Origin of the sequence: Pseudomonas sp. G34 (assembly GCF_031119625.1) — a bacterium.
Taxonomy (GTDB): domain Bacteria; phylum Pseudomonadota; class Gammaproteobacteria; order Pseudomonadales; family Pseudomonadaceae; genus Aquipseudomonas.
The window spans coordinates 474,997-499,167 of sequence record NZ_JAVHZV010000030.1; the positions used below are offsets into that span (position 1 = coordinate 474,997).

Sequence of the window (24,171 nt, forward strand, 5' to 3'; positions counted from 1 at the left end):
AGAATCGCCGCCATGAAAAAGCCACGCTCCAGCTTCCTCACCGTCATTTGCATCTTCGCCATCGCCGCCGCCGTGATCGGTGGTTTTTGCCTGATCGGCTTGGCCTTTTATCTGTTCTTCACGGGCGCAATCTTCATCGACGGGGTAGCCAGCGCGGCGGTATTGCTGGTGTTCAGCGCCATTGCCTGGAAAGCGCGCATCACCTGGGCGAAGCCGGTGGCGGCGGCGGTACTGATTGCCATCACGGCCTATGTCGGCATGTTCCTCGATGCCCGTGGTAACCCGGCCTACAACAAGCCGCTGGAGTGGTTGTTCGCGCCGGCGGGCGCGCAGTTGCAGACCCGCGAGATCGTCAGCCATGGCGGCGGCAGCACCGGGGTGAACTACGATTTTCACTTCGTCGATGCCCGCGGCCAGAGGGTGGATGAACTCAGCAGCTGGGTGGTGGTGCCTTTTCGCTTCTTCGAGTACCTGCTGATCCTGTCCGCCGCCATGTGGCCGATCACCTGGCTGCGCGGCCGCTTCGGCCGTTCGCAATGGCTGCCGCCGCCGTCCCGCTGAGCCGCGCATCCCTCGCTGCACGGCACCGCCCCCGTTTGCCCTCTACCCTGCTGGCGCCGCCTCGCCGCAAAAGGAAATCACCATGGACAGCAACCCCACCATCAGCCAGGTCGAGCCCGGCCCTGGCGTCGAGCCTCGACAACCATCGCGGCTGCCCATGCGCCTGCTGTTCACCGCGCTGGCATGCTGCACGGCAAGCCTGGTGATCCACTGGGTCATCATGTGGCTGACCCTGGAGCCGGAGCACTTCCAGGCCTACCTGAACAACCTGTGGCAGTTGGCCGCCTATTGGCTGAGTGCGCTGGCCGTCGACGGCTGCAGCGCGTTGCTGCTCGCCCGCTACTACCTGCAGCGTCACAACCTGGTGGATGTCAGCCGCCCGGCGCGGCTTATCGCCCTGTTTGTGGCCCTCTACCTGGTGGCCATTTTCGTGGTCGGCCTGCTCTACAACCTGCTGTGGGCGCAGATAGGGCCCTGGCTGTATGAAAACGCCCGAGGCGTTTCGCCCACCCTGCTCATGCTGCCGCTCAACCTGGTGTCCTTCCTGCTGGCGAGCCTGTTGCCGCTGTGGCTGAGCCTGCACCTGATGCGCCGCACGGGCCAGTTCCAGAACGGCCTCACCCGGATAAGCCGCGCTGAAACCGCACTGGCCTTCGGCCTGCTGTTCCTGGTGCTCTACACCAAGCTGCTGACGCTGCTGCCCTCCACTGCCATCAGCCCCTATGGCATGGAGTGGATGCTGGGCCTCAGCAGTGCCATCGGCCTGGTGTACAGCCTGGTGGCGCTGATCGCCGCCCACCGTTCCCTGCCGACGCAGTTACCGCAGCTGGCGGTAGGCCGCTTATTGGCGAGCGTACTGGCGTGCATGGTGAGCTGGCTGCTGGTGGCCGGCGTGCTGGGCTTCGTGTTGCTGGTGGCGCTGTATGCCGGCTCGGAAATTCTGGTGTTAGTGCTGATGCTGCTGTTCGGGCTCCTGCTGCTGGCGCTGCTGTGGCCGCTGACCCACCTGAGCCTGCGCTGGATCTACCGCCCGCTCGCCGCCTGAGTTGCCGGGGTGCTTGCGGTGCGGGACAATCCGCGCCGATTCAGGCCAGTGGATAACCCAAGATGCAGCAGCGCACCGTTCTTTTCGACCTCGACGGCACCCTCACCGACCCGCGTGAAGGCATCACCCGCTCGGTGCAGTATGCGCTGTCGAAACTGGACATCCACGAGCCCGATCTGGTCGCACTTGAACACTTCATCGGCCCGCCGCTGCTGCAATGCTTCATGCATACCTACAGCCTGACGGAGGCGCGCGCCTGGGAGGCGGTAAATCACTACCGTGACCGCTTCCGCGAGGTCGGGCTGTACGAGAACCAGGTGTTCGACGGGGTGATCGAGCTCCTGCAACTGCTGCAGGATCAGGGCCGCACCCTGTACATCGCCACCAGCAAACCCACGGTGTTTGCCACCGAGATCGCCCGGCACTTCGATTTCGCCCGTTACTTCAAGGCCATCTACGGCAGCGAGTTGGACGGTACGCGCACCAACAAGGTGGAGCTGATCGCCCACCTGCTCGAGCAGGAAGGCCTGGACCCAACCGATACGCTGATGATCGGCGACCGCAAGCATGACCTGATCGGCGCCCATGGCAACGGCGTGCGGGCGGTGGCGGTCGGTTACGGGTTTGGCAGCCTGGAAGAGCTGAGCAGTGAACGCCCGGCTCATCATGTGCAGACGCTGGCGCAGCTGCACCAGGCGTTCTTAGGCTAGGGTAGCGGCGCGGGCCGCTACATCATCCGCGAGCCGGTCAGGTCGTTGCGCTGGTAGATCACCTTGCGGCTACCGCCGTCACAGGTGCCGATCACCATGGCGTCGTCTTCGACCTCTTCGTTGGGCACGATTTCCAGCGTATAGCTGGCCACGCCCGCAGCCTGGATCTTCACTTCGATTTCCTGCTTGAGCTCTTCGCACGACTTGGGCGCCGCCCAGGCGCTGCTGCTCATCACGCCCAGCGCCAGCATCACTGCCGTCCATCCTCTCATCACGACCTTCCTCTGCGTCTAGTTGTTCGGACCCTACTCTCGGACAACGGACAGCGCCCGCAGTTGTATCTGCCGTTGCGTTTGTGGCAAGGCGCCCAGTTCGGCGACCCGCCGGTAGAACGCCGGCCAGTCACCGTTCACCTCGGCGAATAGCCTGGCGAACGCCGCAACCCACTGGTCATAGAGCCCGAACGGCAGCAGCTTGGCGTTGTTCAAGGGCCCGTTGATCCAGCCGTCGTAATAGCCCACGCCGTTCCACTGGCGGCTGCGCAGTTGCCGATACTCGGCGCGCAGGCGCCCGAACTCCGCCTGCTTGCCAGCACGCATCGCCTCGGCATCCAGGCCGCTGGCATAGAGCCTCTCCAGGCGTGCGCGGCTGGCCAGCACCAGTTCGCTGAACTGCTCGCGCGGCTGCACGCCGAGCGTCTTGGCAGCCGGCAGACCCCGCCCGGCGCGCCATTGGCGCAAGCCCTCCTGCTCGACGAAGGTGGCATAGGACTCGTTGAAGGCCGTATCCCCTGCCAGGTAATACTGCTGGTGCGCCAGCTCGTGAAAGATCACCGCCACCAGACGCTCGTCACTCCAGCGCAGCATGGTGTTGAGGATCGGGTCATCGAACCAGCCCAGGGTCGAATAGGCTTCGACGCCGCCCAGGTAGGTGTCCAGGCCCTGCGCCTTGAGCAAGGCCGCCGCGCCACGGGCACGACTCTGCTCGTAGAACCCGCGGTAGGCCACACAGCCGGCAATCGGGAAACAGTGCAGCTGCGGCTGCAGCGAGAACTCTTCGGTGGCGAACAGGTTCCACACCACGAAGGGCCGCTGCAGGTCGGCATACAGGCGATAGCTGCGATTGTCCGGCAGGGCCAGCTGCTCGCTGGCGAAACGTCGTGCTTGCTGGGAGAGCACCAGCCGCTCGCGCAGTTGCGCATCGGTGGCTGGATCATCGATCAGCGCCTGCACCGGTTGCCGTGCACTGAGCAGCTGCAATTGCCCACGGACCAGTTGCCCGTAGTAATCGACCGTGCTGCAGCCAGTCAGCAGCAGCGCAAGCAGGGGAACCGCAACGCGGCGCGGCAGGTCGACAAGGAGAGAGGTGCACTGCTCGAGCATGCCCATCGTCATGTAAGGGATAAACGCCTCATCCTACCGCGAAGTCGCGGCCGTTTTGCGTGATACTGCTGCATCCCCACAATCGCCTAACGGAGGCACCCTGATGCGCCAGCCCCTCCTGCTTGCCAGCCTGCTGCTCCTGGGCGCCTGCGCCTCGCCGCTGCCAGCCGCCGACCCGAACATGGCCTGGATCGACCTCAAGGGCGAAGGCATCGACCTGCTGATGGCCGAGCGGCTGGATCGCGAGCGCGTCAATGACGGTCGCTACTTCCAGGTAACCCCTGGTGCCCATGAGCTGGAGATGCGCTATCGCTTCGAAGTGGCCGGTGGCGGGGGTACTTCGATGATGTCCGAGCCCCAGCAACTGACCTGTGACGTGCGCATCCGCTACGACGACTTCAAGGCCGGCCAGCGTTATCGCGTCGAGGCCCGTGCAGTGGTGATGCGCGCGCAGGCGGTGCTCTACGATGCCGAGCGCAACGTATTGGCACAGGGCAAGAATCTGCGCTGCGGCAGTTTCTGACTGGCGTGCAATTAAAGAGTCTGAGCCGCGCGGGGCGGCTCAGGGGTTGACGCGGTGAACGTCGATCAGGCTTCCAGTACTACTTCCAGGGTGATTTCCGCATTCAGCACCTTGGAGACCGGGCAACCGGTCTTGGCGGTTTCTACCGCCTTCTCGAAAGCGGCGCGGTCAGCGCCTGGAATCTTGGCTTTCAGTGACAGGTGCACCGCCGTGATGGCGAAGCCGCCGTCCTGCTTGTCGAGGGTCACTTCGGCCTTGGTATCGATGCTCTCGGCGGTCATGCCCGCTTCACCCAGCTCCTTGGACAGCGCCATGGAGAAACAGCCGGCATGGGCCGCACCGATCAGCTCTTCGGGGTTGGTGCCGGGCTTGTCTTCGAAGCGGGTATTGAAGCCATAGGGCTGCTCGGCAAGCACACCGCTCTGGGTAGAAATGGTGCCTTTGCCGTCTTTGATGCCGCCCTGCCAATGGGCCGATGCTGTCTTCTTCATCTCTGTGCTCCTGTTGATGAGGGGTACAGAGTTCAGAGAGACAGCGGCCAGGCAAGTTCGAGTTTTTTGGCGCGCGTGCCGCCTCGGTCAACGCAGGCTGGCGAGGATATCGAAGGCGTGCAGACGGTCGGCGAAGTCGTAGTGGTCGCAGGTGAAGATCAGCTCGTCGGCCTCGGTCTGCTCCAGCAACACCTCCAGGCGCGCACGAATCTTCTGCGGGCCGCCAATCACCGCCATCCCCAGGAAGCTGCCGACGGCATCGCGCTCGTGGGGCAGCCACAGGCCCTCCATCGATTCCACTGGCGGGCGCTGCACCAGGCTCTGGCCGCGAATCAGCGAGAGAATCCGCTGGTAGGCGGACGTGGCCAGGTGTTGAGCCTGCTCGTCGGTATCGGCGGCCATCAGCGGCACACCGAGCATCACATAGGGCTTTTCGAGGGTTTCGGACGGTTTGAAGGCATTGCGGTACACGCGAATCGCCTCGTGCACATAGCGCGGCGCGAAGTGCGAAGCGAAGGCATAGGGCAAGCCACGCTCACCGGCCAGCTGGGCGCTGAACAGGCTGGAACCCAGCAGCCAGATCGGCACGTTGGTACCGGTACCCGGCACGGCGATGACCCGTTGATCCGGCGTGCGCGGGCCGAGGTAGCGCTGCAGCTCGGCAACGTCCTGGGGAAAGTCGTCGGCGCTGCCGGAGCGCTCGCGGCGCAACGCATGGGCGGTGAACTGGTCGGCGCCCGGCGCGCGGCCCAGGCCCAGCTCGATGCGCCCCGGATACAGGGTCGCCAGCGTGCCGAACTGTTCGGCGACCACCAGCGGCGCATGGTTGGGCAGCATCACCCCGCCAGAACCGAGGCGAATGCGCGACGTACCGGCCGCCAGGTAACCGAGTAGCACGGCGGTCGCCGAGCTGGCGATGCCGTCCATGTTGTGGTGCTCGGCGACCCAGAAGCGGTTGAAGTCCAGTGACTCGACATGCCGGGCCAGCGCCAGCGAATTGTGCAGCGCCTGCTGTGGGCTGCCGGTGTCGCGGATCGGCGCCAGATCGAGAACGGAAAACGGAAGTTTGGCGAGTGCAGACATGAAAGAACCCTTGCTGATGGATAACGCCGGGGCCTTATCCGAGTAAAACAGTAGGTCTTATCCTACGCCTGCCCGCCGTCTCAGGCCACCACATGGCAAATTGCAGGCAGTAAAAAGCCGGCATCGCAGTGGCTGCGAGCCGGCTTTCGACCATCACCATCAGTTGCGCTGGTAGACGATTTCCTTGGTGCCGCCATCGCAGGTGCCGACCACCTGGCGATCGGTCACGCTGCCTTTGTCGACGATTTCCAGGGTGTAGGACGAAACACCATTGGCCTGGATTTTCGCATCGATCTCGCTCTTCAGCGTTTCACAGTCTTTACCAGCTGCGAAGGTCGAGCCAGCGAGCGCCAGCAGGCCTGCTGCAAACAACACTTTCTTCATCACAAACGCTCCCTCGTAACAGTGAACAACTCCGGGCGCCTTGAAGCGGCCCGACTCAATAAAGCCGCAGATCGCCGTTATGGCAAGTGGCTGCGGCTAAAGATGCCCGCGATCAGCTGTTGGCGACGCGGAAGCCAACCTTCAGGGTTACCTGATAGTGGGCCACCGCGCCATCGGCGATGTGACCACGGGTTTCGGTGATTTCGAACCACTCCAGATGCCGGATGCTCTTGCTGGCTTCGGCCAGGGCATTGTTGATGGCATCTTCGATACTCGAGGTAGACGAGCCAACCAGCTCGACCTTCTTGTAAGTGTGATGATCCGACATATCCGCCTCCAGGGCTGGTAAACACAAGTGGGCTGATTGCCCTTATTCACTCAGTCACTGGAAGGCGCTGCTAAGTTCAGGTTTTCGGCGATGCAGCAGACTGCCCAGCCCCTGCTCAAGCATTTACCGCCACCCTGTTCCCAAATACAAGCCGGCCCGCCTACAATCGCGATCAATTCTTATCCGCACTGGCGCACGCCAAGGGAGTTTTGGTGTCCAGCGCTCCGCCCCCCTCACCGTTGCAAAGCGTCGATACGCTCTACCGCGATCATCACGGCTGGCTGCATGGCTGGCTGCGCAAACGCCTGGGCGACCGCGAACAGGCGGCGGATATCGCGCAGGACACCTTCCTGCGCTTGCTACTGAGCGGCCGCCTGCCGAGCATTGGCGAAGGCCGCAGCTACCTGACCCAGATCGCCCGCAACCTGGTGATCGACCAGTGGCGCCGGCAGCGTATCGAACGGGCTTACCTTGACAGCATCGCTCACCTTGCCGAACCCGAGTCGCCCTCGCTGGAAACCCGTGCGCTGGTGGTCGAAACGCTGCTGCAAATCGATGCAATGCTCGACGCCATGCCCGCCAAGGTACGCGAAGCCTTCCTGCTCTCGCAGTTCGAGGGGCTGACTTATCCACAGATCGCCGAGCGCCTGCAGGTCAGCGTCAGCTCGGTGCAGAAGTACATGCTGCGCGCCATCACCGCTTGCTATCAGGTGCTGTACGCCGAATGAAGCGTGCCAGCGATGCCCCCATCCAGCCGGCCATCGTCGAGCAGGCCAGCCACTGGCTGATGCTGCACTGGGGCGGCGATCTGGATGCCGAGCAACGCCAGCGCTTCGCTGACTGGCAGGCCCGCGACCCCGAACACCAGCGCGCCTGGCAACGCCTGGAGCGCCTGCAAGGTACCCTGGCTGGCGTCCCCGCCCATACCGCCAGCGCCGTGCTGCGCGACCTGCCGGACGCACGGCGTCGCCAGGCCCTGAAGATGCTCGGCCTGGCGCTGCTGGCAGGCGGCAGCGGCTACCTGGCCCAGGCACAGTTACCCTGGCGCGAAGCCATGGCCGACCTGCGCAGCGGCACCGGCGAGCGGCTGCAGCGCACCCTGGCCGACGGCAGCCGGCTGGCGCTGAACAGCGACAGCGCGGTGGATGTTCGCTTCAGCGAAACGCAGCGCCGCATCCGCCTGTTCAAGGGCGAACTGCTGCTCGACAGTGGCCATGATGCCGCTCGCCGCCCACTGATCGTCGAGACCGCCGCTGGTGAAATCCAGGCCCTCGGCACACGCTTCTCGGTACATGAAATCGACGGCGGCAGCCGCGTCGGCCTCTACGAGGGCGAACTGCAACTGCGCCCGCACAACGCTCCGCCATCCCACCTCCAGGCCGGCCAGCAACGCTGGTTCAGTGCCATACGGAGCGGTGTTATCGGCCAGGCAGACCGCAATGCGATTGCCTGGAGCGAGGGCCGGCTGATTGCCGAACGCATGCCCCTGGGGCAATTCCTCGACGAGCTGGGCCGTCATCGCCGCGGTGTGCTGCGCTGCGATCCGGCGGTCGCCGAGCTGCCGCTGACCGGCGTATTTCCACTGGCCGACACCGACCGCGTACTCGCCGCCTTGCAACAATCACTGCCGGTCGAGGTACACGGCGTTACCCGCTACTGGGTCACCGTGCGGCCGAGAGGCTGACGGCCGGATCGTTCCTCACGCGCCACGGGGAATGCCATCTGGGGCGCCTGCTGAAGCGCACGGACGTGAGTGCCCCGCCAGCTAGCGTACGGGAACGAGCAGATACCGCTCCCCGGGTTTCGCTGCGCTCCACCCAGGCTCAAAAAGCGCGCTACATGCCCTGCAGTGCGGGGTAGTTGAGATGTTTTCAGAATCTATTGTCGGTTTTGCCGGCTCGCACGGGATACCTCTTGAACCCAACAAAGACGCATTCTCAGAGGATATCCAGAATGCCGTACCTGCCCGCATCTCAACGCTCGACGCTGAGCCTGTCGATCACCCGAGTCCTGCTCACCAGCCTGCTGGCCACCAGCCCCCTGCTGATCGCTGCCAGCGCCCAGGCGCAATCGGCCGCCACTGCACAGACCCGCGTCTATGCCATCCCCGCGGGTGATCTCGACGGGGTGCTGAACCGCTTCGCCAGCGACGCCGACATCCTGCTGTCGGTGGATTCGCGGCTGACCACGGGCAAACGCAGCCCCGGGCTCAACGGCAGCTATTCGGTGGAGGCAGGCCTGGCGCGGTTGCTGGCCGGCACCGGTCTGCGCCCGCTGCAGGCCGGCAACAACTACGCCCTGGAAGTCGCACAGGACAACGGCAGCTCAGTGGAACTGGGCGCAACCAGCATCAACGCCAGCGGCCTGGGCGAGCTCACCGAGGGTAGCGGCTCCTACACCACGGGTGCGGTAACCATCGGCAAGGGCCGGCATTCGCTGCGCGAAACCCCGCAATCGGTCACGGTGATGACCCGCAAGATGCTTGACGACCAGCACCTCAACACCATCGAACAGGTCATGGAAAAGACCCCGGGCATCACCGTGTACGACTCGCCCATGGGCGGCAAGTATTTCTACTCCCGCGGCTTTCGCATGACCGGCCAGTATCAATACGACGGCGTGCCGCTGGATATCGGCAGCAGTTATGCACAAGCCGACAGTTTCTCCAGCGACATGGCCATCTATGACCGGGTCGAAGTGCTGCGCGGTGCAGCAGGGATGATGAAAGGCGCCGGCGGCACCGCAGGCGGCGTCAACTTCGTGCGCAAGCGCGGCCAGTACAGCCCCCACACTCAGCTGTCTCTTGCCGCCGGCAGCTGGGACAACTACCGCGCGCAGGTCGACACGGGCGGCCCGCTCAATGCAGCCGGTACGGTTCGCGGCCGGGCCGTGGCGACCCAGCAAAGTCGCCATTACTTCTACGACGTCGCCGAGCGCAAGGACCAGGTCTATTACGGCGCGCTGGATTTCGACCTGAGTGCCGACACCACCGTCGGCGTAGGCGTCGCCTACGAGGATCTCGACGCGACGCCCTGCTGGGGCGGCCTGCCACGCTACGCCGATGGCAACGACCTGAAGCTCGGCCGCTCGACCTGCCTGAACCCTGCCTGGAACCACCAGCGCAGCAAACGCACCACGCTATTCGGCGACCTGAGCCACCAGCTCAACGACGATTGGGCGCTGAAAGTCGCAGGTGCCTGGTCGCGCAATACCCAGGACATGCAATACGCCTTTCCCAGTGGCTCGGTGCCGGTGGGCGCCAGCAGCTCCAACACGCTGGTGCTGGGCAGCATCTATGACTACGACCAGGTGGACTACGGCCTCGATGCCTATGTCGACGGCAAATTCGATGCTTTTGGCCGGCAGCACGAGCTGATCGTGGGTGCCAACACCAGCCGCTCGCACAAGGACGACTTCTTCGCCGTGGCGGCCCTGCCTCAGCGCCAGAACGTGCTCGACCCGGATCATCATCTGCCGCAACCGGATGAGCGCTACTACCTGGCCAACGCCTCGCGCGGCGGCCCGCTGGACATCCGCATCAGGCAATATGGCGTCTACTCGACCGCGCGCCTGAAGCTGGCCGAGCCACTGACCTTGGTAGTTGGCAGCCGGGTCAGCTGGTACCAATCCGAAACCGACTCCATCGCTTATTTTCGCGGTGTCGGCACCCCGGCCAATTCGAAGGCAACCGAAACCGGACAGGTCACGCCATTCGCCGGCCTGCTGCTCGATCTCAACGAGCACCTGACGGCCTACGCCAGCTACACAGACATCTTCACGCCCCAGGGCAACCTCAAGACAATCGACGGCAGCACCCTGAAACCGCTGATCGGCAAGAGCTATGAGCTGGGCATCAAGGGCGAGTGGTACGACGGCCGTTTGAACAGCTCATTCAGCCTGTTCCGCACCCTTCAGGAAGACGCCGCCCAGACCGACCCGAACTGTGCCGATGACAGCTGTTCGCAGAACTCCGGCAAGGTGCGCGCCCAGGGCTTCGAGGCCGAGCTGAGCGGTGAACTGATCGACCGCCTGCAATTGCTGGCCGGCTACACCTACACCCAGACCAAGGTACTGGAAGATGCCGACCCGGCTCAGAATGGCGTGTCCTACAACTCCTACGTGCCGCGGCATCTGCTGCGCGTGTGGGGCGACTATCGCCTCGGTGGGCCATTGGAGCGTTTCACCCTTGGCGCCGGCTTCAACGCCCAGAGCGACAACTACCGCACCTCACCGATCAGCGGCAACGATATCTCCCAGGCAGGCTACACCGTGTGGAACGGCCGCATCGGTTACCGCGTCGATGACACCTGGTCGCTGGCCCTCAACGGCAACAACCTGTTCGACAAGCGTTACTACACCACCGTCGGCACCGAAGGCTTCGGCAATTTCTATGGCGAGCCGCGCAACTTCATGCTCTCGGTAAAAGCCGACTTCTAGGTTGCCTGGTAGCCGCAACGCCCAGCCTGCGGAGCGCTGCGGGCGTGGGTACGGTCATCCCAGAACGCCTGCAGGTCGATGTCGCCAGCGGCGGGCGATAGCGAATGTCGTGTCCATGGGTGCTCCACAATCTGTTGGCCGTTGCCCTGCGCGGCCGTCAGACCGATCGCGCCACGGCATGGTTCGCAAGCCTGCGGCCACGATCTTGCCACTGCCTGCCGAATGCCACTTGGGCTCGCCCCGCCCAGGCAGTAGAATTCGCCGCTTTTCCAGGCGGCGACGACCATGCAACCAGCTGATCCCCAGCGTAACGGCGAACTGATCTATGGCCTCGAAGACCGCCCGCGCCCGCTGGTGGCCATCCTCGCGGCACTTCAGCATCTGCTGGCGATCATCGTGCCGATCGTCACCCCGGGCCTGCTGATCTGCCAGGCGCTGGGCGTGTCGGCCCGCGATACCAACCTGATCGTGTCCATGAGCCTGGTGATTTCCGGTATCGCCACCTTTGTTCAATGCCGCCGCTTCGGCCCGCTGGGTGCCGGCCTGCTGGTGGTGCAGGGCACCAGCTTCAACTTCGTCGGCCCGCTGATCGCTGGCGGCGCGCTAATGGTCAAGCAGGGCACGCCGGTCGAGGGCGTGATGGCCGCGATCTTCGGCGTGGTGATCGCCGGCTCGTTCGTGGAGATCGGCATCTCGCGCATCCTCCCATTCGTGAAGAAGCTGATCACCCCGCTGGTCACCGGCATCGTGGTGCTGATGATCGGCCTGACGCTGATCAAGGTCGGCCTGATCAGCATGGGCGGCGGCTACGGCGCCATGGCCAACGGCACTTTCGCCAACGGCGAGAACCTGCTGCTGTCCGGCGTGGTGCTGGCGGTGATCGTGGTGCTCAACCGCATCCCCGTGGTGTGGATGCGCAGCTGCGCCATCGTCATCGCCCTGCTGGTCGGCTACGCACTGGCCGGCTACCTGGGCCGCCTGGACTTCACCGGCATGCACCAGGCCGAACTGTTCCAGGTGCCGACGCCGCTGCACTTCGGCCTGGGCTTCTCGTGGAGCCTGTTCATCCCGATGCTGGTGATCTACCTGGTGACCTCGCTGGAAGCCATCGGCGACGTGACCGCCACCAGCAAGGTGTCGCGCCAGCCGGTGGAAGGCCCGCTGTGGATGCAACGCATCAAGGGCGGCGTGCTGGTCAACGGCGTCAACTCGCTGCTGGCCGGTGTGTTCAACACCTTCCCCAGTTCGATCTTCGCCCAGAACAACGGGGTGATTCAGCTTACCGGCATCGCCAGCCGCCACATCGGTGTGTGGATCGCCCTGGTGCTGGTGATCCTCGGCCTGTTTCCGGCGGTGGCCGGGATCATCCAGGCCGTGCCGGAACCGGTGCTCGGGGGCGCGGCGATGGTCATGTTCGGCGCCGTGGCGGCCTCGGGCATCAACATCCTCGCCGGCATCCAACTGGATCGCCGCGCGCTGCTGATCATCGCCGTGTCCCTGGCCCTCGGCCTCGGCGTTTCCCAGGTGCCGGAATTCCTCGCCCATATGCCGGCTGCGCTGCGCAACGTGCTGGAGTCCGGCGTGGCCACCGGCGGCATCTGCGCGCTGGTGCTCAACTGGTTCCTGCCGGAGAGCGCGGCCAAGGCCGAACGCCACGACTAAGAATCTGCCCACAGTCTGCTGCGCGTCGGCGCTACTGCGTTAAAAACAAGCTCGGAATGCTCATTTACCACTTGTAAACTCCGCTTCCTCGCTTGTTTTTGCCTTGTATCGCTCTAGCTCGCAAGACCGTGAACAGATTCTGGGGCCCGCCACCGCCAGGGTGCAGGCCACCCTGGCAAGCTGCGGTGCCCTCAGCGCAGCTTCTCGAGCATCTGGTAGTACCACATGCCCGCCGCCAGCATCGGGTTGCCGAGCTGGTCGCCCAGCGGCACCTTGATGTGCTTGCAGGCGGCGAAGGTGTCGAATTGCTCCAGGTCGCCGGTGATCGCCTTGGCCATGATCTCGCCCATGATGTGGCTGGTCGCCACGCCGTGGCCGGAGTAGCCCTGGCAGTACCAGACGTTGCCCGACAGCTTGCCCAGCTGCGGGATGCGGTTCATCACGATGCCCATGGCGCAGCTCCACTGGAAATCGATCGGCACGCCCTTGAGCTGTGGAAAAGTGCGCTCGATGCACGGGCGCAACTCACCGGCGATGTCCCGTGAGTCACGGCCGGAGTAGTTGGCGCCGCCGCCGAACAGCAGCCGGCCATCGCCGGTGAGGCGGTAGTAGTCGAGCACGAAGCGGCAGTCGTACACCGCCAGGTCCTGCGGGTTGATCTCGGCGGCCAGTTCGCCCAGCGGCGCGGTGGTGACGATGCCGCCCATGGCCGGGAAGATCAGGCCCTTGAGCTGGCGGCGCTCCAGCTTGTGATACACGTCACCAGCCAGCAGCACCTGCTTGGCCTCGATCCGCCCGCCGGTGGTGACCACCGCCGGGCGCGGGCTGTGGACGATCTCCAGCACCTCGGCATGCTCGAAGATCAGTGCACCCAGGCGCTCGGCCGCCCTGGCCTCGCCGAGGCACAGGTTGAGCGGGTGCAGGTGCATGTTGCGGGTGTTCTTCAGCGCGCCGCAGTACAGGTCGCTGCCCAATTGCGCACGTACACCGGCGGCGTCGAGCAAGGTGACATCGCGCTGCATGCCGCGGCGCAGCGCTTCGTCGTACGTCGCCTGGAGCTCGTGCATATGGCTGGCCTTCATCGCCGTATGCAGATGACCGTACTTGAGGTCACAGGCGATAGCGTACTTGGCGACGCGCCGCTCGATGATCGCGTGGCCGCGCCAGCGCAGTTGCCAGATGAAATCGTCCACCTCGGCGCCCAGGGTGTTGCGCATCTGCTTGCGCATGGCTTCGTCGCCGGACAGGCTGCCGGTGACCTGCCCGCCGTTGCGCCCGCTGGCGCCCCAGCCGACCTTGTGGGTTTCCACCACGGCGACCTTGAGGCCGCGCTCGGCCAGCTCCACCGCCGTGGCGATGCCGGTGAAGCCGCCGCCGATGATGGCCACGTCGACGCTCACGCTGCCCTGCAGCGTCGGGTAGTCGCTCTCGAAATTGAGCGAGGCGGCATAGTAGGACGGCGCGCGCTCGGCGGCCGGCTTGACGGGTTGATCGCTTGGGTTCATTGCATGTCCTTGGGGTGCGCTGGCACCGCTAAATCAGCCTTCGCGGCTAAAGCCGCTCCCACAGAGGGTTTGTGTAGGAGGGGCCGGGCGGCGATCCGCTTCAGCCCCGAGCCTTTCAAATAGAGCCATCAGGCGTTGCTCAGGTACCAACGCCAGTCCTGCTCGCCAACCTCGCCCATGAACTGGCGGTGTTCGGCGTGTTTGATCGCCAGATACACCTTGAGAAACGCCCCACCAAAGGCTTCGTGGGCCCACTCGGAATGCTCCAGTGCGTGGATCGCCGCCGACCACTGGGTGGGCAGATGCTCGGTGGCCTGGGCATAGCCATTGCCCTCGATTGGCGCACCGGGATCGAGGCGTTCGCGGATGCCCCGGCGGATCCCGGCGAGGATCGCCGCGGCGGCAAGATAGGGGTTGGCATCGGCACCACAGATACGGTGCTCGACATGCCGGGTATTGGCCGGGCCACCGGGCACGCGCAGGCTGACGGTGCGGTTGTCCACCCCCCAGGTGGGCGCCAGCGGCGCGTAGCTATTGGCCTGAAAGCGCCGGTAGGAGTTGGCGTTGGGGCAGAACAGCAACAGCGAGTCGAGCAGGCTGGCGAGCATGCCGCCGACTGCCTGGCGCAACAGCGGCGTACCGGCAGGATCACTGCTGGCGAACAGATTGTCGCCCTGCCCATCGGCCAGGCTGACGTGCATATGCATGCCGGTGCCGGCCAGGTGATCGAAGGGCTTGGCCATGAAGCAGGCCTGCATGCCGTGGGCATGGGCCACGCCCTTGACCAGGCGCTTGTAGCGCACGGCCTGGTCCATGGCCGCCAGCGCCGGGCCGTGCTCAAGGGTGATTTCCACCTGGCCGGGGGCGTATTCGGAAATCGCCGTGCGCGCGGGGATGCCCTGGGCCTTGCAGGCCGCGTAGAGATCCTTGAGAAACGGCTCGATCTGCTCCAGCTCGCGCAGGCCATAGACCTGGGTCTGCCGCGGGCGACTGCCATCGGCGTCCAGCGCCGGCTGCGGGCGCCCGCGGGCATCGCGTTTCTGGTCGAGCAGGTAGAACTCCAGCTCACAGGCCATCACCGGGTGATGGCCGTCGGCCTCGAGCTGCTCGATCACCCGCACCAGCAACTGCCGTGGATCGGCGGGGGTGGCCGGCAGGCCTTCGCTGGGGTGCATCGACACCTGCACGGCCGCGGTGGGGATCTGCCGCCAGGGCAGGCGCACCAGGCTGCCGGCCAGCGGGTAGGCGCGGCAGTCGATATCGCCAACCTCCCAGACCAGGCCGGTATCCTCGACATCATCGCCCTGGATGGACAGGCCGAGCAGCGTGCTCGGCAGCGGCCGGCCGCTCTGGTACAGCGCCAGCAGTTCCTCACGGTGCAGCAGCTTGCCGCGCGGCACGCCATTGGCGTCGAGGATGAACAGTTCGATCAGTTCGATATCGGGGTGGCTGGCCAGGAAAGCCTGGGCTTCCTGCACAGCGGCGAAAGTCGTCATAGCGCACTCGCTTGCGCCAGTCAGGCGCTCGGTGTCCGCACGGCCGGTTCGATACGCGAACCGATGGCGCAGGCAGACAAATAGGCATCAGCGGCTGCGGACAGGGCGCAGCCATCGGATTCAGCGGGCGAGGGAAACGTCCGGCGGGCGGGCGTGGCGGCAATGCCAGAGTGCCCAGAAGGCGAGGATCTGCGGCAGCGCAGTGGGTTCAGGCACCCGCCCCCGCGAGCGTTCAGCTGGCATGGCAACGGAGTGGGCGGGGCTGCAAACCGGAATAGACATGCCCGCGAGGCTCGCACGGGGCAACAGTGGGGTTAAATCGTTATTGCCGCACCTTCAGATAGCCATCGACTAAACAATCGCGGTCACGGCTCCGGCTTGTAGCCCAGGCGCAAGCCACCCCAATGCTTGCCCTGCACATGGATCGGCACCGACAGGTCGTGCATCAGCTCACCGGTATCGCGCATGTAGGTCTGCAGCAACACGCGTTGCTTGTGGCTGCCGCAGCGAATGCCGGTGCGATCATTGAACAGTCGCTTGCTGCGGCTTTTCACGGTGTCCACGGCGCGATCGCCAGTGGGCGGATGGTTGAAGGCCTGATTGTGGGTCGGCACGTAACCTTCCGGCGTGGTGGCGATGGCGAATACCAGGCCTTCGTGACGCTTGAGCAGCGGCTCCTGGATGGCCGGCAGCACGCCGTCGGCGTAGCTGTCGAAGCGCGTGCGGAACTTGGCCGGAAAGGTGTCCGGGATCGGCTGGTACTGCCGGTCGAACAGGTCCGCCAGGCTGATGCGCCCGGCCTGGATGTCGGCCTCGAATTGCGCGGCAATCGCCGCTGCGCCCTCCAGCGCCAGGTCGTAGATGCGCTGGTGGTAATCGTCGAGGCCGACGCTGGCCAACTGCTCGCTGACGCTTTCCGCCTGGCCAACCAGTTGCTCGGCAGCCTTGCCCAGCTGGCGGGTCTGGTCTTCGCTGCTGCGCACGTCGCCACGCAGTTGTTCGACGGCCACCAGCAACTCGGCCAGGTGTTCGTGGTTGCTCGCCGTACCGGCGCTGATCTGCGCCACCTGGGTGTCGACATCGGCGGCCAGGTCGGCGATGCCGCGCAGTTGCTGGCCGGTGAATTCGACCTGCCGGGCAGCGGCTTCCAGCTCCTCGGCCTGACGCTGGATATGGCTGACCACCGCTGCGCTCTGCTGACGGATATCGGCGACCATCTGCCCCACCTCACCGGTGGCGCTGGCGGTGCGCCCGGCCAGGCTGCGCACTTCGTCGGCGACCACCGCGAAACCACGGCCCTGCTCGCCAGCGCGGGCGGCCTCGATAGCCGCGTTGAGCGCCAGCAGGTTCGTCTGGCTGGCGATGGACTGGATCACCTGGGTGACCTGCTCGATCTGCTCGGTACGTGCGCCGAGGCCGTCGATCAACTCGCGGCTGGCAGCGGCCTGGGCGCTGAGCTGTTGCATGCGCGCGATGGCCTGCTGCAACTCGGCCTGGCCGCTGGCGCTGCTGGCGCGCACGGTTTGCGCGGCACCGAGGGTCTGCCCGGCACGTTCGGCGTTGCTCTGCTCGGTACGGGTCACGGCGTGGGCACCTTCGCTGATCTGCTCGACCGCCGCCAGCTGTGACTGCAACCTGCCGGCCAGCTGCTGCACGGTGAAGGCCACCTGGGCGGCGGACAATGCGTTATGGCAGGTGTGCTGCGACAGGCTCTGGCTCAGGGCGTCCAGCGAAGCCACTGGCGCAGCGTCGGCAACCGGCGCAGCAGGCCGGTGCCAGGGGCCAAGCCATGGCCAGAGGGCCAGCAACAGCAGTGCGCTAACGCCAAGATAGGGCGGCAGCTGCACCTGCTGCCAGACCACCAGCAGTGCCAGCAAGCCCAGTACATGCAAGGCCAGCGCAAGCCGATCACGAGTAGTACCAGTGTCCATGGCGAACCTCGTTGTTCTTGTTATGCGGTGATACGGCCCAAGGGCCTTTGCGACGCAAGCCGCTCTTCTCCTCAGCTCATCGACCATGGAGAGTAAAACTGAAGCCATGCATCGGACCGGTGAGTGGATCATCCCACACCCCATCAGGCTATGGCACTTTGGTAGTAGACGGCGAACCCGATCAGCGTTCGAGACGGTGGCGCTTGACGAAGGAACGGTCGAAGTAGTCCTTGCAGCGCCCGTAGAGCTGCCCGCCCGCGCTCCACTGCTGCCAACCCAGCAGGGCACCGCCATCGCCACTGGCCAGCAGCAGGGGGCGCTGGCCACGTGCCTTGTAGTCACGCAGCGCGCCGCCGCGCAAGGCCGCAGACAGGTTGGCGGCGAGCACCGGCACCTGGCGCATCGAGTACAGGCCGCTCTTGCGCACCCCGGGCAGGTTGGCGCAATCGCCGACGGCGAACACCTGCGGGTGGGAATGGCTTTGCAACGTGGGGGCGGTGTGCACGAAACCGTCGCCATCGCAGCTCAGGCCGCTGGCGGCGATCCACGGCAGCGCCTGGGCACCGCTGGCCAGCAGCAGGCGGCCACCGTGCCACACGGACGCCTCACCGCTGATCAGGCAGTTGCCATCGATACGGCTGATGGGGCAATGCTCGCGCACCTGCACGCGGCGCATGCGCAAGTGGCCCCAGGCACGCATGCGCAAACCGGCGCAGTGCCCGGCCAGCAGCGGCTCAGCGCAGAACAGCGCCAGCTGCGGCACCTGGTCGGCGAGCGCCAGGGCCATCTCCACGCCCGCCACGCCACCGCCGAGAATGGCCAGCGGCTGCGGGTCACGCTGCCAGGCCTGCCAGCCGCTGATGAACTGATCTACCGGCTTCACCGCCAGCACGTCCATGCCCTCGCCTTCACGCGGCGGGCAGGCCACCCGGTCGCCGACGTTGAGCGACAGCCAGTTGCCCTGCAACACGCGGCCATCGGCCAGGGTCAGCTGGCGGGTGGCGGCATCCAGCGCGGCGACGGGTGCGACGATCAGCTCGACCTGCGCCGCCTGGCACAGTGCGCGCAAGCCGATCTGGCAATCCTCGGGCGAATAACGACCACCGACCAGCCCGGGCAGCATGCCCGCATGCCAGGTGTGCTCGGCACTGGCGACCAGGGCGATACGACCCGCCGGCCGCTCGATCAGCGCCCAGCGCCGCAGAACCCCGAGATGGGCCGGGCCTGCGCCTACCAGCAACAGATCGTGGTCAATCATCTACACCGATATCCTTGAGAACCTGGGAGCGACGTGCCGCCCCTGTGGGCAAGCACCGCGAGCTTTGACCGAAATAGGCGCGCAACGATCCCGCCGCCGACAGGGTTGTCGGAGCATGGCGGCAGCAGGCCGTTTCGAGCAAGTGAAGAGACGCTTGCGGCGGATTTTCGACACATTTTTCCTGCGGTTATTACCCAGCGCTGCAATGCCCGGACGATGTGCAGCGGTATAAACCGCAGGCAAAAAAAGACCCGCCGAAGCGGGTCCTTTTCAACGCTGTGGCTTACGCCAGTTCGTCGAAGCACTCGGCCACGATGGCGATGCCTTTTTCCAGCTGGGCGTCCGGGATGGTCACCGGCATCAGGAAGCGCACCACGTTGTAGTAGGTGCCGCACGACAGCAGGATCAGACCCTTCTCGCGCGCCTTGGCGACGATCTTGCCGGTCAGCTCGGCAGCCGGTTTGCTGTGGTCGCCGCCTTCGAACAGCTCGATGGCGATCATCGAACCCAGGCCACGTACGTCACCGATCACCTTGTGCTTGGCGGCGATGTCACGCAGGCCGGCCTTGAGCTTCTCGCCCACGGCGTTGGAGCGATCCAGCAACTTCTCTTCGTCGAACACCTTGAGCACGGCCAGGGCCGCGGCGCAGGCGATCGGGCTGCCAGCGTAGGTGCCGCCCAGGCCACCGGGGGCGATCTTGTCCATGATCTCGGCCTTGCCGCTGACACCGGAGATCGGGAAGCCGCCGCCGACGGACTTGGCGAAGGTGGTCAGGTCCGGCACCACGCCCAGTTGCTCGGTGGCGAAGAAGGTGCCGGTACGGCCAGCGCCGGTCTGCACTTCGTCAGCGATCAGCAGAATGCCGTGCTGGTCGCACAGGGCGCGCAGACGCTGCATGAAGGCGGGCGAGTTGACGTAGAAACCGCCTTCGCCCTGCACCGGCTCGATGATGATCGCGGCGATGTCCTGAGGCTGGGCATCGTTCTTGAACACGCGCTCGATGCTGGCGATGGACTCGTCTTCGCTGACGCCATGCAGCTCGCACGGCGCGATGGCGCGGTACACGCCGGCAGGCATCAGGCCCATGCCAGCGGAGTACGGCGCCACCTTGCCAGTCAGCGACAGGGTCATCATGGTGCGGCCGTGGTAGGCGCCGGTGAAGGCGATCACGCCCGCCCGGCCGGTAGCGGCACGGGCGATCTTCACGGCGTTCTCGACGGCTTCGGAGCCCGAGGTGACCAGCAGGGTTTTCTTGGCGAAGTCGCCCGGTACGCGCTTGGCGATTTCTTCGCACAGCTCGATATAGGGCTCGTACGCCAGCACCTGGAAGCAGGTGTGGCTCAGCTTGGTGAGCTGTTCCTGAACGGCGGCGACCACCTTGGGGTGCAGGTGGCCGGTGTTCAGCACGGCGATACCGCCAGCGAAGTCGATGTACTCGCGACCTTCCACATCCCACACGGTGGCGTTTTCGGCGCGCTCGGCGACGATCGGGTGGATCTGGCCGACACCGCGCGGTACGGCGGCCTGGCGGCGTTGCAGCAGGGATTCGTTGGTCTTGCTCATGGCTTCCTCATTCACCGCTCATCGTCGGTGTGGTTCAAGGATGACGCATCCCGCTGCAGCCACGACAGCATGCGATGATCGACTGCCGGGGCCTTGCGGGATACAGGGAGATACGTGAGTTGCGCCGCCGCAGCGGCGCAGGTCAATCTGTCTTAAATGCTGAGGCAGAGGTACTTGATTTCCAGGTAATCCTCGATGCCGTACTTGGAGCCTTCACGGCCCAGGCCGGAGGCCTTGATGCCGCCGAACGGCGCCACTTCGTTGGAGATCAGCCCGGTGTTGATGCCGACCATACCGTATTCCAGCGCCTCGGCCACACGGAACACGCGGGAGAGGTCACGGGCGTAGAAGTAGGAGGCCAGACCGAACTCGGTGTCGTTGGCCATGGCGATCACTTCGGCTTCGTCCTTGAAACGGAACAGCGGCGCCAGCGGGCCGAAGGTTTCGTCCTTGGAGACCAGCGCATCCTTGGGCACATCGGCCAGGATGGTCGGTTCGAAGAAGGTACCGCCCAGGGCGTGGGCCTTGCCGCCGGAGAGGATCTTGGCGCCTTTGGCAACGGCGTCCTCGATGTGCTCCTTGACCTTGGCCACGGCCTTCTCGTCGATCAGCGGGCCGGTGGTGGTGCCCTCTTCCAGGCCGTTACCGATCTTCAGCTTCTCGACCGCAACCTTGAGCTTCTCGGCGAAGGCATCGTAGACGCCGTCCTGCACGTAGATGCGGTTGGCGCACACGCAGGTCTGGCCGTTGTTGCGGTACTTGGAGATGATCGCGCCTTCGATGGCCTTGTCCAGGTCAGCATCGTCGAACACGATGAAGGGCGCGTTGCCGCCCAGCTCCAGGGACACCTTCTTGATGTCCTGGGCGCACTCGGCCATCAGTTGGCGACCGATCTCGGTGGAACCGGTGAACGACAGCTTGCGCACGATCGGGTTGCCGGTCAGCTCGCTACCGATATCGCCCGCGCTGCCGGTCACCACGCTGAACACGCCAGCCGGAATGCCGGCACGGGTGGCCAGCTCGGCCAGGGCCAGGGCGGAGTATGGGGTCTGCGAAGCCGGCTTGAGCACCATGGTGCAGCCAGCAGCCAGGGCCGGGCCGGCCTTGCGGGTGATCATCGCCGCCGGGAAGTTCCACGGAGTGATGGCCGCGGTCACGCCGATCGGCTGCTTGATGACGATCAGGCGCTTGTCGGCCTGGTGACCCGGAATGGTGTCGCCATACACGCGCTTGGCTTCTTCGGCGAACCACTCGATAAAGGAAGCCGCATAGGCGATCTCGCCCTTGGCCTCGGCCAACGGCTTGCCCTGCTCGATGGTCATCAAACGCGCCAGGTCTTCCTGGTTCTCCAGCATCAGCTCGTACCAGCGACGCAGCTTGGCGGAGCGCTCCTTGGCGGTCAGTGCACGCCAGGCCGGCAGCGCCTTGTCGGCCGCCTCGATGGCACGGCGAGTTTCGGCCGCACCCATCTTCGGCACGCTGCCGATCACTTCACCCGTGGCCGGGTTGGTCACCTTGATGGTCTGGCCGCTGTCGGCATCAGCCCAGGCACCGTTGACGAAAGCTTGCTGGCGGAACAGTTGCGCGTCTTTCAGTTGCATGGCGGTCTCCTCTATCCCGGCAACATGGCACCAGGAGATGACGAAAGAAGCTGGGCGAGCCCAGGTATGGGTAGAGCGACAGATTAGCCACTGCCTGGCAATTCGAACGGAGTGTAACCGGGAGCCCCAGCTTGGCAAACACCGACGTTTGAAATATCAAACAGATCCTAAGATCAGCCAGACGAAAGGGCAATAGTATGTTCGAGAAAATTAACAGCCCGCGGTGGGTGGAACCCCGCCCGGCTTTTTTCTAGAGCCCGAGCCCGCCATGCTCCCGCCAAATGAGCACCTCGTGCAGCATGGACGCACGCCAGCGACATGCGTATGATTGCGCCCCGCAACGCACCAGTAGCTCAGCTGGATAGAGTACTGCCCTCCGAAGGCAGGGGTCGTGGGTTCGAATCCCGCCTGGTGCGCCATATCGCTGTTTTCCTGCATCCGAGTGGTGACGAGAAAACACAACACAAAGCCCGCCATGTGCGGGTTTTGTCGTTTCTGGCACTTGCTCCCTGTGACGTTGAATCATTCTCAGGCACGGACTCAATGCTTGGGCCTTTGCACCACCGCGTTCGGTGCGTAGCCCGGGTACGGGCATCGGCGACCTGCACCTGCCTACCCGGGCAATCTTGGCGGAGGCAGATAGCAGCACTTCCGGCTTTGTCAGCAGGCACGTTATTGGATGGCTCGGCGAAGCGAGCGCTCAAGTGCTCCGGGTGAAGCAGGCTCGGGGCACAAACCTCTGGCCGTTCAGCCTCGCCCTTTCCTGAAAGCCTGCGGTCAATCAATCTAAACCGTGATCCATCGGTGAGTGTCAACTGCATCGCTATCTACTTCGGCCATTCAGGATGCTCACCATGTACAACCCAGCCATTCACGCCAAAGGCGAACTCTCGCGAGGCATTGTCTGGCTCGCTCGGACTGGCTACGCAGCGCGCGGAGTGGTCTACCTGATCATCGGGATCTTCGCGCTGCTCGCCGCCAAAGGGAGCGGTGACACGGTCGGCACCAAAGGCGCCATCTCGCAATTGCTGACGCAACCATTCGGCGCAACCTTGCTGTGGATCATGGTGATAGGGCTTGTCGCCTATGCCGCCTGGCGGCTGACCCAGGCCATTACCGATCCGGAAGATCACGGCACCGATGCCAAGGGGCTCGCCGCGCGCGCAGGCCTTGTTGGTGGCGCCATCAGTTACAGCCTGCTGACCCTGTTCACCCTGGGCCTGCTGGGAAGCTCGCTCGGAGAGTCGTCCAGTGGCGGGAGCGGCAACGGCGACTTCCTCTCCGGCCTATTGGGCTGGAAGTATTCGAACTATCTGGTTTACCTGGTCGCGCTGGTGCCTCTGGGCGTCGGCATCGCGCACATCATAAAGGGCTGGAAAGCCAAGTTCGAAAAGTACTTCTCTGCTTCGGACGACGTCATGCGCTGGGTTACGCCCATCTCGAAGGCGGGCCTGATTGCCCGAGGCATTTCCTTTCTGGTGGTGTCCGGCATGCTCTTCAGTGGGGGTGCACGCTACGAGCCGACCAAGCCGCCAGGCCTCGAGGACGCACTGCAGGCGTTGCAGTCGTTGCCCTTTGGCACCTTCTGGCTGGGGTTGATTGGCTCGGGACTGATCGCGTTCGCGCTCTATAGCTTTGCCGAAGCGATCTGGCGACGTATAGACACGGCAGCAGTCTTTGACTGACTCCTCCCTCGCCGGTGAGCACTGGCGTCTCTGGCGACTGAATTAGGCCCATCCGGCTGGTGATTCAGCCACAGGGGTTTGTATTCGTGGCGCTTTGTAGTCGATGCAGGGGCAGCCATCGGCAAATACGGCAACAGCCTGCCCTTGTTGCTGCAGCCATGCTGTGCGTCCTCTGCGTCTTAGGCTCCTGAACAGACGCGCCCTGCGGCCCCGGGTTACGCCTCGGCTAACCCAGGCTACGGAGCCAGCTCAGGGCATATGTAGGGTGGGAGACGCCTCAGCCTTCCACCACAGGCTCACCAAGAGGTTCCACGCCTGCGCCGCTCGCCCCGTAGCCTGGGTTGAGCACAGCGATACCCAGGAAGGTGCCCTTCGAGATCTCTTGTCACTGCCGGCTTGCTGTTTCCCAGGCCCACAAAGACGAAACCCCAGACCTCTGACGAGATCTGGGGTTTCTTATAGAAGCTTGATGATGATCTGGCCGGCACTCCGGGACTCTCACAGCCACTCCATCTTTCGAGCCCC

At 64.7% G+C, this 24,171-nt stretch carries 21 protein-coding genes and 1 tRNA gene; 10 read left to right on the forward strand and 12 right to left on the reverse strand.

Features of this window, described 5'->3' with window-relative positions; genetic code table 11:
• Window positions 1-12 precede the first annotated feature (12 nt).
• From QYS36_RS23725 to QYS36_RS23735, 3 genes are all read left to right on the forward strand, one after another.
• Entirely contained in the window at window positions 13-561 is a 549-nt protein-coding gene (locus QYS36_RS23725) for a hypothetical protein (RefSeq protein WP_308841798.1), read from the forward strand.
• Window positions 562-643: 82 nt separating this feature from the next.
• Complete coding sequence (locus tag QYS36_RS23730) at window positions 644-1,606, forward strand: hypothetical protein (RefSeq protein WP_308841799.1); 963 nt, start codon at window positions 644-646, stop codon at window positions 1,604-1,606.
• Between the two features lie 62 nt (window positions 1,607-1,668).
• A complete protein-coding gene (locus QYS36_RS23735; RefSeq protein WP_308841800.1) occupies window positions 1,669-2,316 on the forward strand; it encodes an HAD family hydrolase in 648 nt (215 codons plus the stop codon).
• A 17-nt stretch (window positions 2,317-2,333) separates the two neighbouring features.
• Here the strand turns inward: QYS36_RS23735 and QYS36_RS23740 are convergent, their stop codons facing one another.
• Together QYS36_RS23740 and QYS36_RS23745 are read right to left on the reverse strand one after the other, a co-directional pair.
• Window positions 2,334-2,588: a DUF1161 domain-containing protein gene (locus tag QYS36_RS23740; protein WP_308841801.1), complete on the reverse strand. Its 255-nt coding sequence runs from the start codon at window positions 2,586-2,588 to the stop codon at window positions 2,334-2,336.
• A 33-nt stretch (window positions 2,589-2,621) separates the two neighbouring features.
• Window positions 2,622-3,698, reverse strand: a complete 1,077-nt coding sequence (locus QYS36_RS23745) for an aminopeptidase (protein WP_308841802.1) — start codon at window positions 3,696-3,698, stop codon at window positions 2,622-2,624.
• A gap of 103 nt (window positions 3,699-3,801) precedes the next feature.
• Here QYS36_RS23745 and QYS36_RS23750 point away from each other — a divergent pair, with 103 nt between their 5' ends.
• The gene (locus QYS36_RS23750; RefSeq protein WP_308841803.1) at window positions 3,802-4,221 is read left to right on the forward strand and encodes a hypothetical protein; all 420 of its coding nucleotides are present in this window, start codon (window positions 3,802-3,804) and stop codon (window positions 4,219-4,221) included.
• A gap of 65 nt (window positions 4,222-4,286) precedes the next feature.
• Here QYS36_RS23750 and QYS36_RS23755 read toward each other — a convergent pair whose 3' ends face one another.
• The 4 genes from QYS36_RS23755 to QYS36_RS23770 all read right to left on the reverse strand — a co-directional run bounded on the left by QYS36_RS23755 (window position 4,287) and on the right by QYS36_RS23770 (window position 6,507).
• Window positions 4,287-4,712: an OsmC family protein gene (locus QYS36_RS23755; protein WP_111461426.1), complete on the reverse strand. Its 426-nt coding sequence runs from the start codon at window positions 4,710-4,712 to the stop codon at window positions 4,287-4,289.
• Window positions 4,713-4,799: 87 nt separating this feature from the next.
• Window positions 4,800-5,795, reverse strand: a complete 996-nt coding sequence (locus QYS36_RS23760; RefSeq protein ID WP_308841804.1) for an LLM class flavin-dependent oxidoreductase — start codon at window positions 5,793-5,795, stop codon at window positions 4,800-4,802.
• A gap of 159 nt (window positions 5,796-5,954) precedes the next feature.
• Window positions 5,955-6,179: a DUF1161 domain-containing protein gene (locus tag QYS36_RS23765; protein ID WP_308841805.1), complete on the reverse strand. Its 225-nt coding sequence runs from the start codon at window positions 6,177-6,179 to the stop codon at window positions 5,955-5,957.
• Between the two features lie 112 nt (window positions 6,180-6,291).
• Entirely contained in the window at window positions 6,292-6,507 is a 216-nt protein-coding gene (locus QYS36_RS23770; protein WP_075928405.1) for a dodecin, read from the reverse strand.
• 212 nt (window positions 6,508-6,719) lie between these two features.
• Between QYS36_RS23770 and QYS36_RS23775 the strand changes: the two genes are divergently transcribed.
• The 4 genes from QYS36_RS23775 (at window position 6,720) to QYS36_RS23790 (ending at window position 12,606) form a co-directional block, all read left to right on the forward strand.
• Complete coding sequence (locus tag QYS36_RS23775) at window positions 6,720-7,235, forward strand: sigma-70 family RNA polymerase sigma factor (protein WP_308841806.1); 516 nt, start codon at window positions 6,720-6,722, stop codon at window positions 7,233-7,235.
• Window positions 7,232-8,191 (forward strand): FecR domain-containing protein, encoded by a 960-nt coding sequence (locus tag QYS36_RS23780; RefSeq protein ID WP_308841807.1) that lies wholly within the window; start codon window positions 7,232-7,234, stop codon window positions 8,189-8,191. Before QYS36_RS23775 ends, QYS36_RS23780 begins: the two co-directional genes overlap by 4 nt.
• A 269-nt stretch (window positions 8,192-8,460) precedes the next feature.
• The gene (locus QYS36_RS23785) at window positions 8,461-10,944 is read left to right on the forward strand and encodes a TonB-dependent siderophore receptor (protein WP_308841808.1); all 2,484 of its coding nucleotides are present in this window, start codon (window positions 8,461-8,463) and stop codon (window positions 10,942-10,944) included.
• Window positions 10,945-11,229: 285 nt separating this feature from the next.
• Window positions 11,230-12,606, forward strand: a complete 1,377-nt coding sequence (locus QYS36_RS23790) for a uracil-xanthine permease family protein (RefSeq protein WP_308841809.1) — start codon at window positions 11,230-11,232, stop codon at window positions 12,604-12,606.
• A 191-nt stretch (window positions 12,607-12,797) separates the two neighbouring features.
• Here QYS36_RS23790 and QYS36_RS23795 read toward each other — a convergent pair whose 3' ends face one another.
• The 6 genes from QYS36_RS23795 to gabD form a co-directional block, all read right to left on the reverse strand.
• Window positions 12,798-14,111 carry an FAD-binding oxidoreductase gene (locus QYS36_RS23795; RefSeq protein ID WP_308841810.1) on the reverse strand — a complete coding sequence of 438 codons (1,314 nt, stop codon included), beginning with the start codon at window positions 14,109-14,111 and terminating at the stop codon, window positions 12,798-12,800.
• A gap of 128 nt (window positions 14,112-14,239) precedes the next feature.
• Window positions 14,240-15,607, reverse strand: a complete 1,368-nt coding sequence (locus QYS36_RS23800; protein ID WP_308841811.1) for a glutamine synthetase family protein — start codon at window positions 15,605-15,607, stop codon at window positions 14,240-14,242.
• Between the two features lie 365 nt (window positions 15,608-15,972).
• Window positions 15,973-17,832 carry a methyl-accepting chemotaxis protein gene (locus QYS36_RS23805; RefSeq protein ID WP_374990495.1) on the reverse strand — a complete coding sequence of 620 codons (1,860 nt, stop codon included), beginning with the start codon at window positions 17,830-17,832 and terminating at the stop codon, window positions 15,973-15,975.
• Window positions 17,720-18,796 carry an FAD-dependent oxidoreductase gene (locus tag QYS36_RS23810; RefSeq protein WP_308841813.1) on the reverse strand — a complete coding sequence of 359 codons (1,077 nt, stop codon included), beginning with the start codon at window positions 18,794-18,796 and terminating at the stop codon, window positions 17,720-17,722. Before QYS36_RS23810 ends, QYS36_RS23805 begins: the two co-directional genes overlap by 113 nt.
• 283 nt (window positions 18,797-19,079) lie before the next feature.
• Window positions 19,080-20,360: a 4-aminobutyrate--2-oxoglutarate transaminase gene (gabT, locus tag QYS36_RS23815; RefSeq protein WP_308841814.1), complete on the reverse strand. Its 1,281-nt coding sequence runs from the start codon at window positions 20,358-20,360 to the stop codon at window positions 19,080-19,082.
• A 152-nt stretch (window positions 20,361-20,512) separates the two neighbouring features.
• Complete coding sequence (gabD, locus tag QYS36_RS23820; protein WP_308841815.1) at window positions 20,513-21,961, reverse strand: NADP-dependent succinate-semialdehyde dehydrogenase; 1,449 nt, start codon at window positions 21,959-21,961, stop codon at window positions 20,513-20,515.
• A 342-nt stretch (window positions 21,962-22,303) separates the two neighbouring features.
• On the opposite strand from gabD, the gene QYS36_RS23825 reads away from it, so the two are divergent.
• Window positions 22,304-22,380 (forward strand) — tRNA-Arg (locus tag QYS36_RS23825).
• Window positions 22,381-22,815: 435 nt separating this feature from the next.
• On the forward strand, window positions 22,816-23,646 hold the full coding sequence (locus tag QYS36_RS23830) for a DUF1206 domain-containing protein (protein WP_308841816.1): 831 nt from the start codon (window positions 22,816-22,818) through the stop codon (window positions 23,644-23,646).
• The last annotated feature ends 525 nt before the right edge of the window (window positions 23,647-24,171 follow it).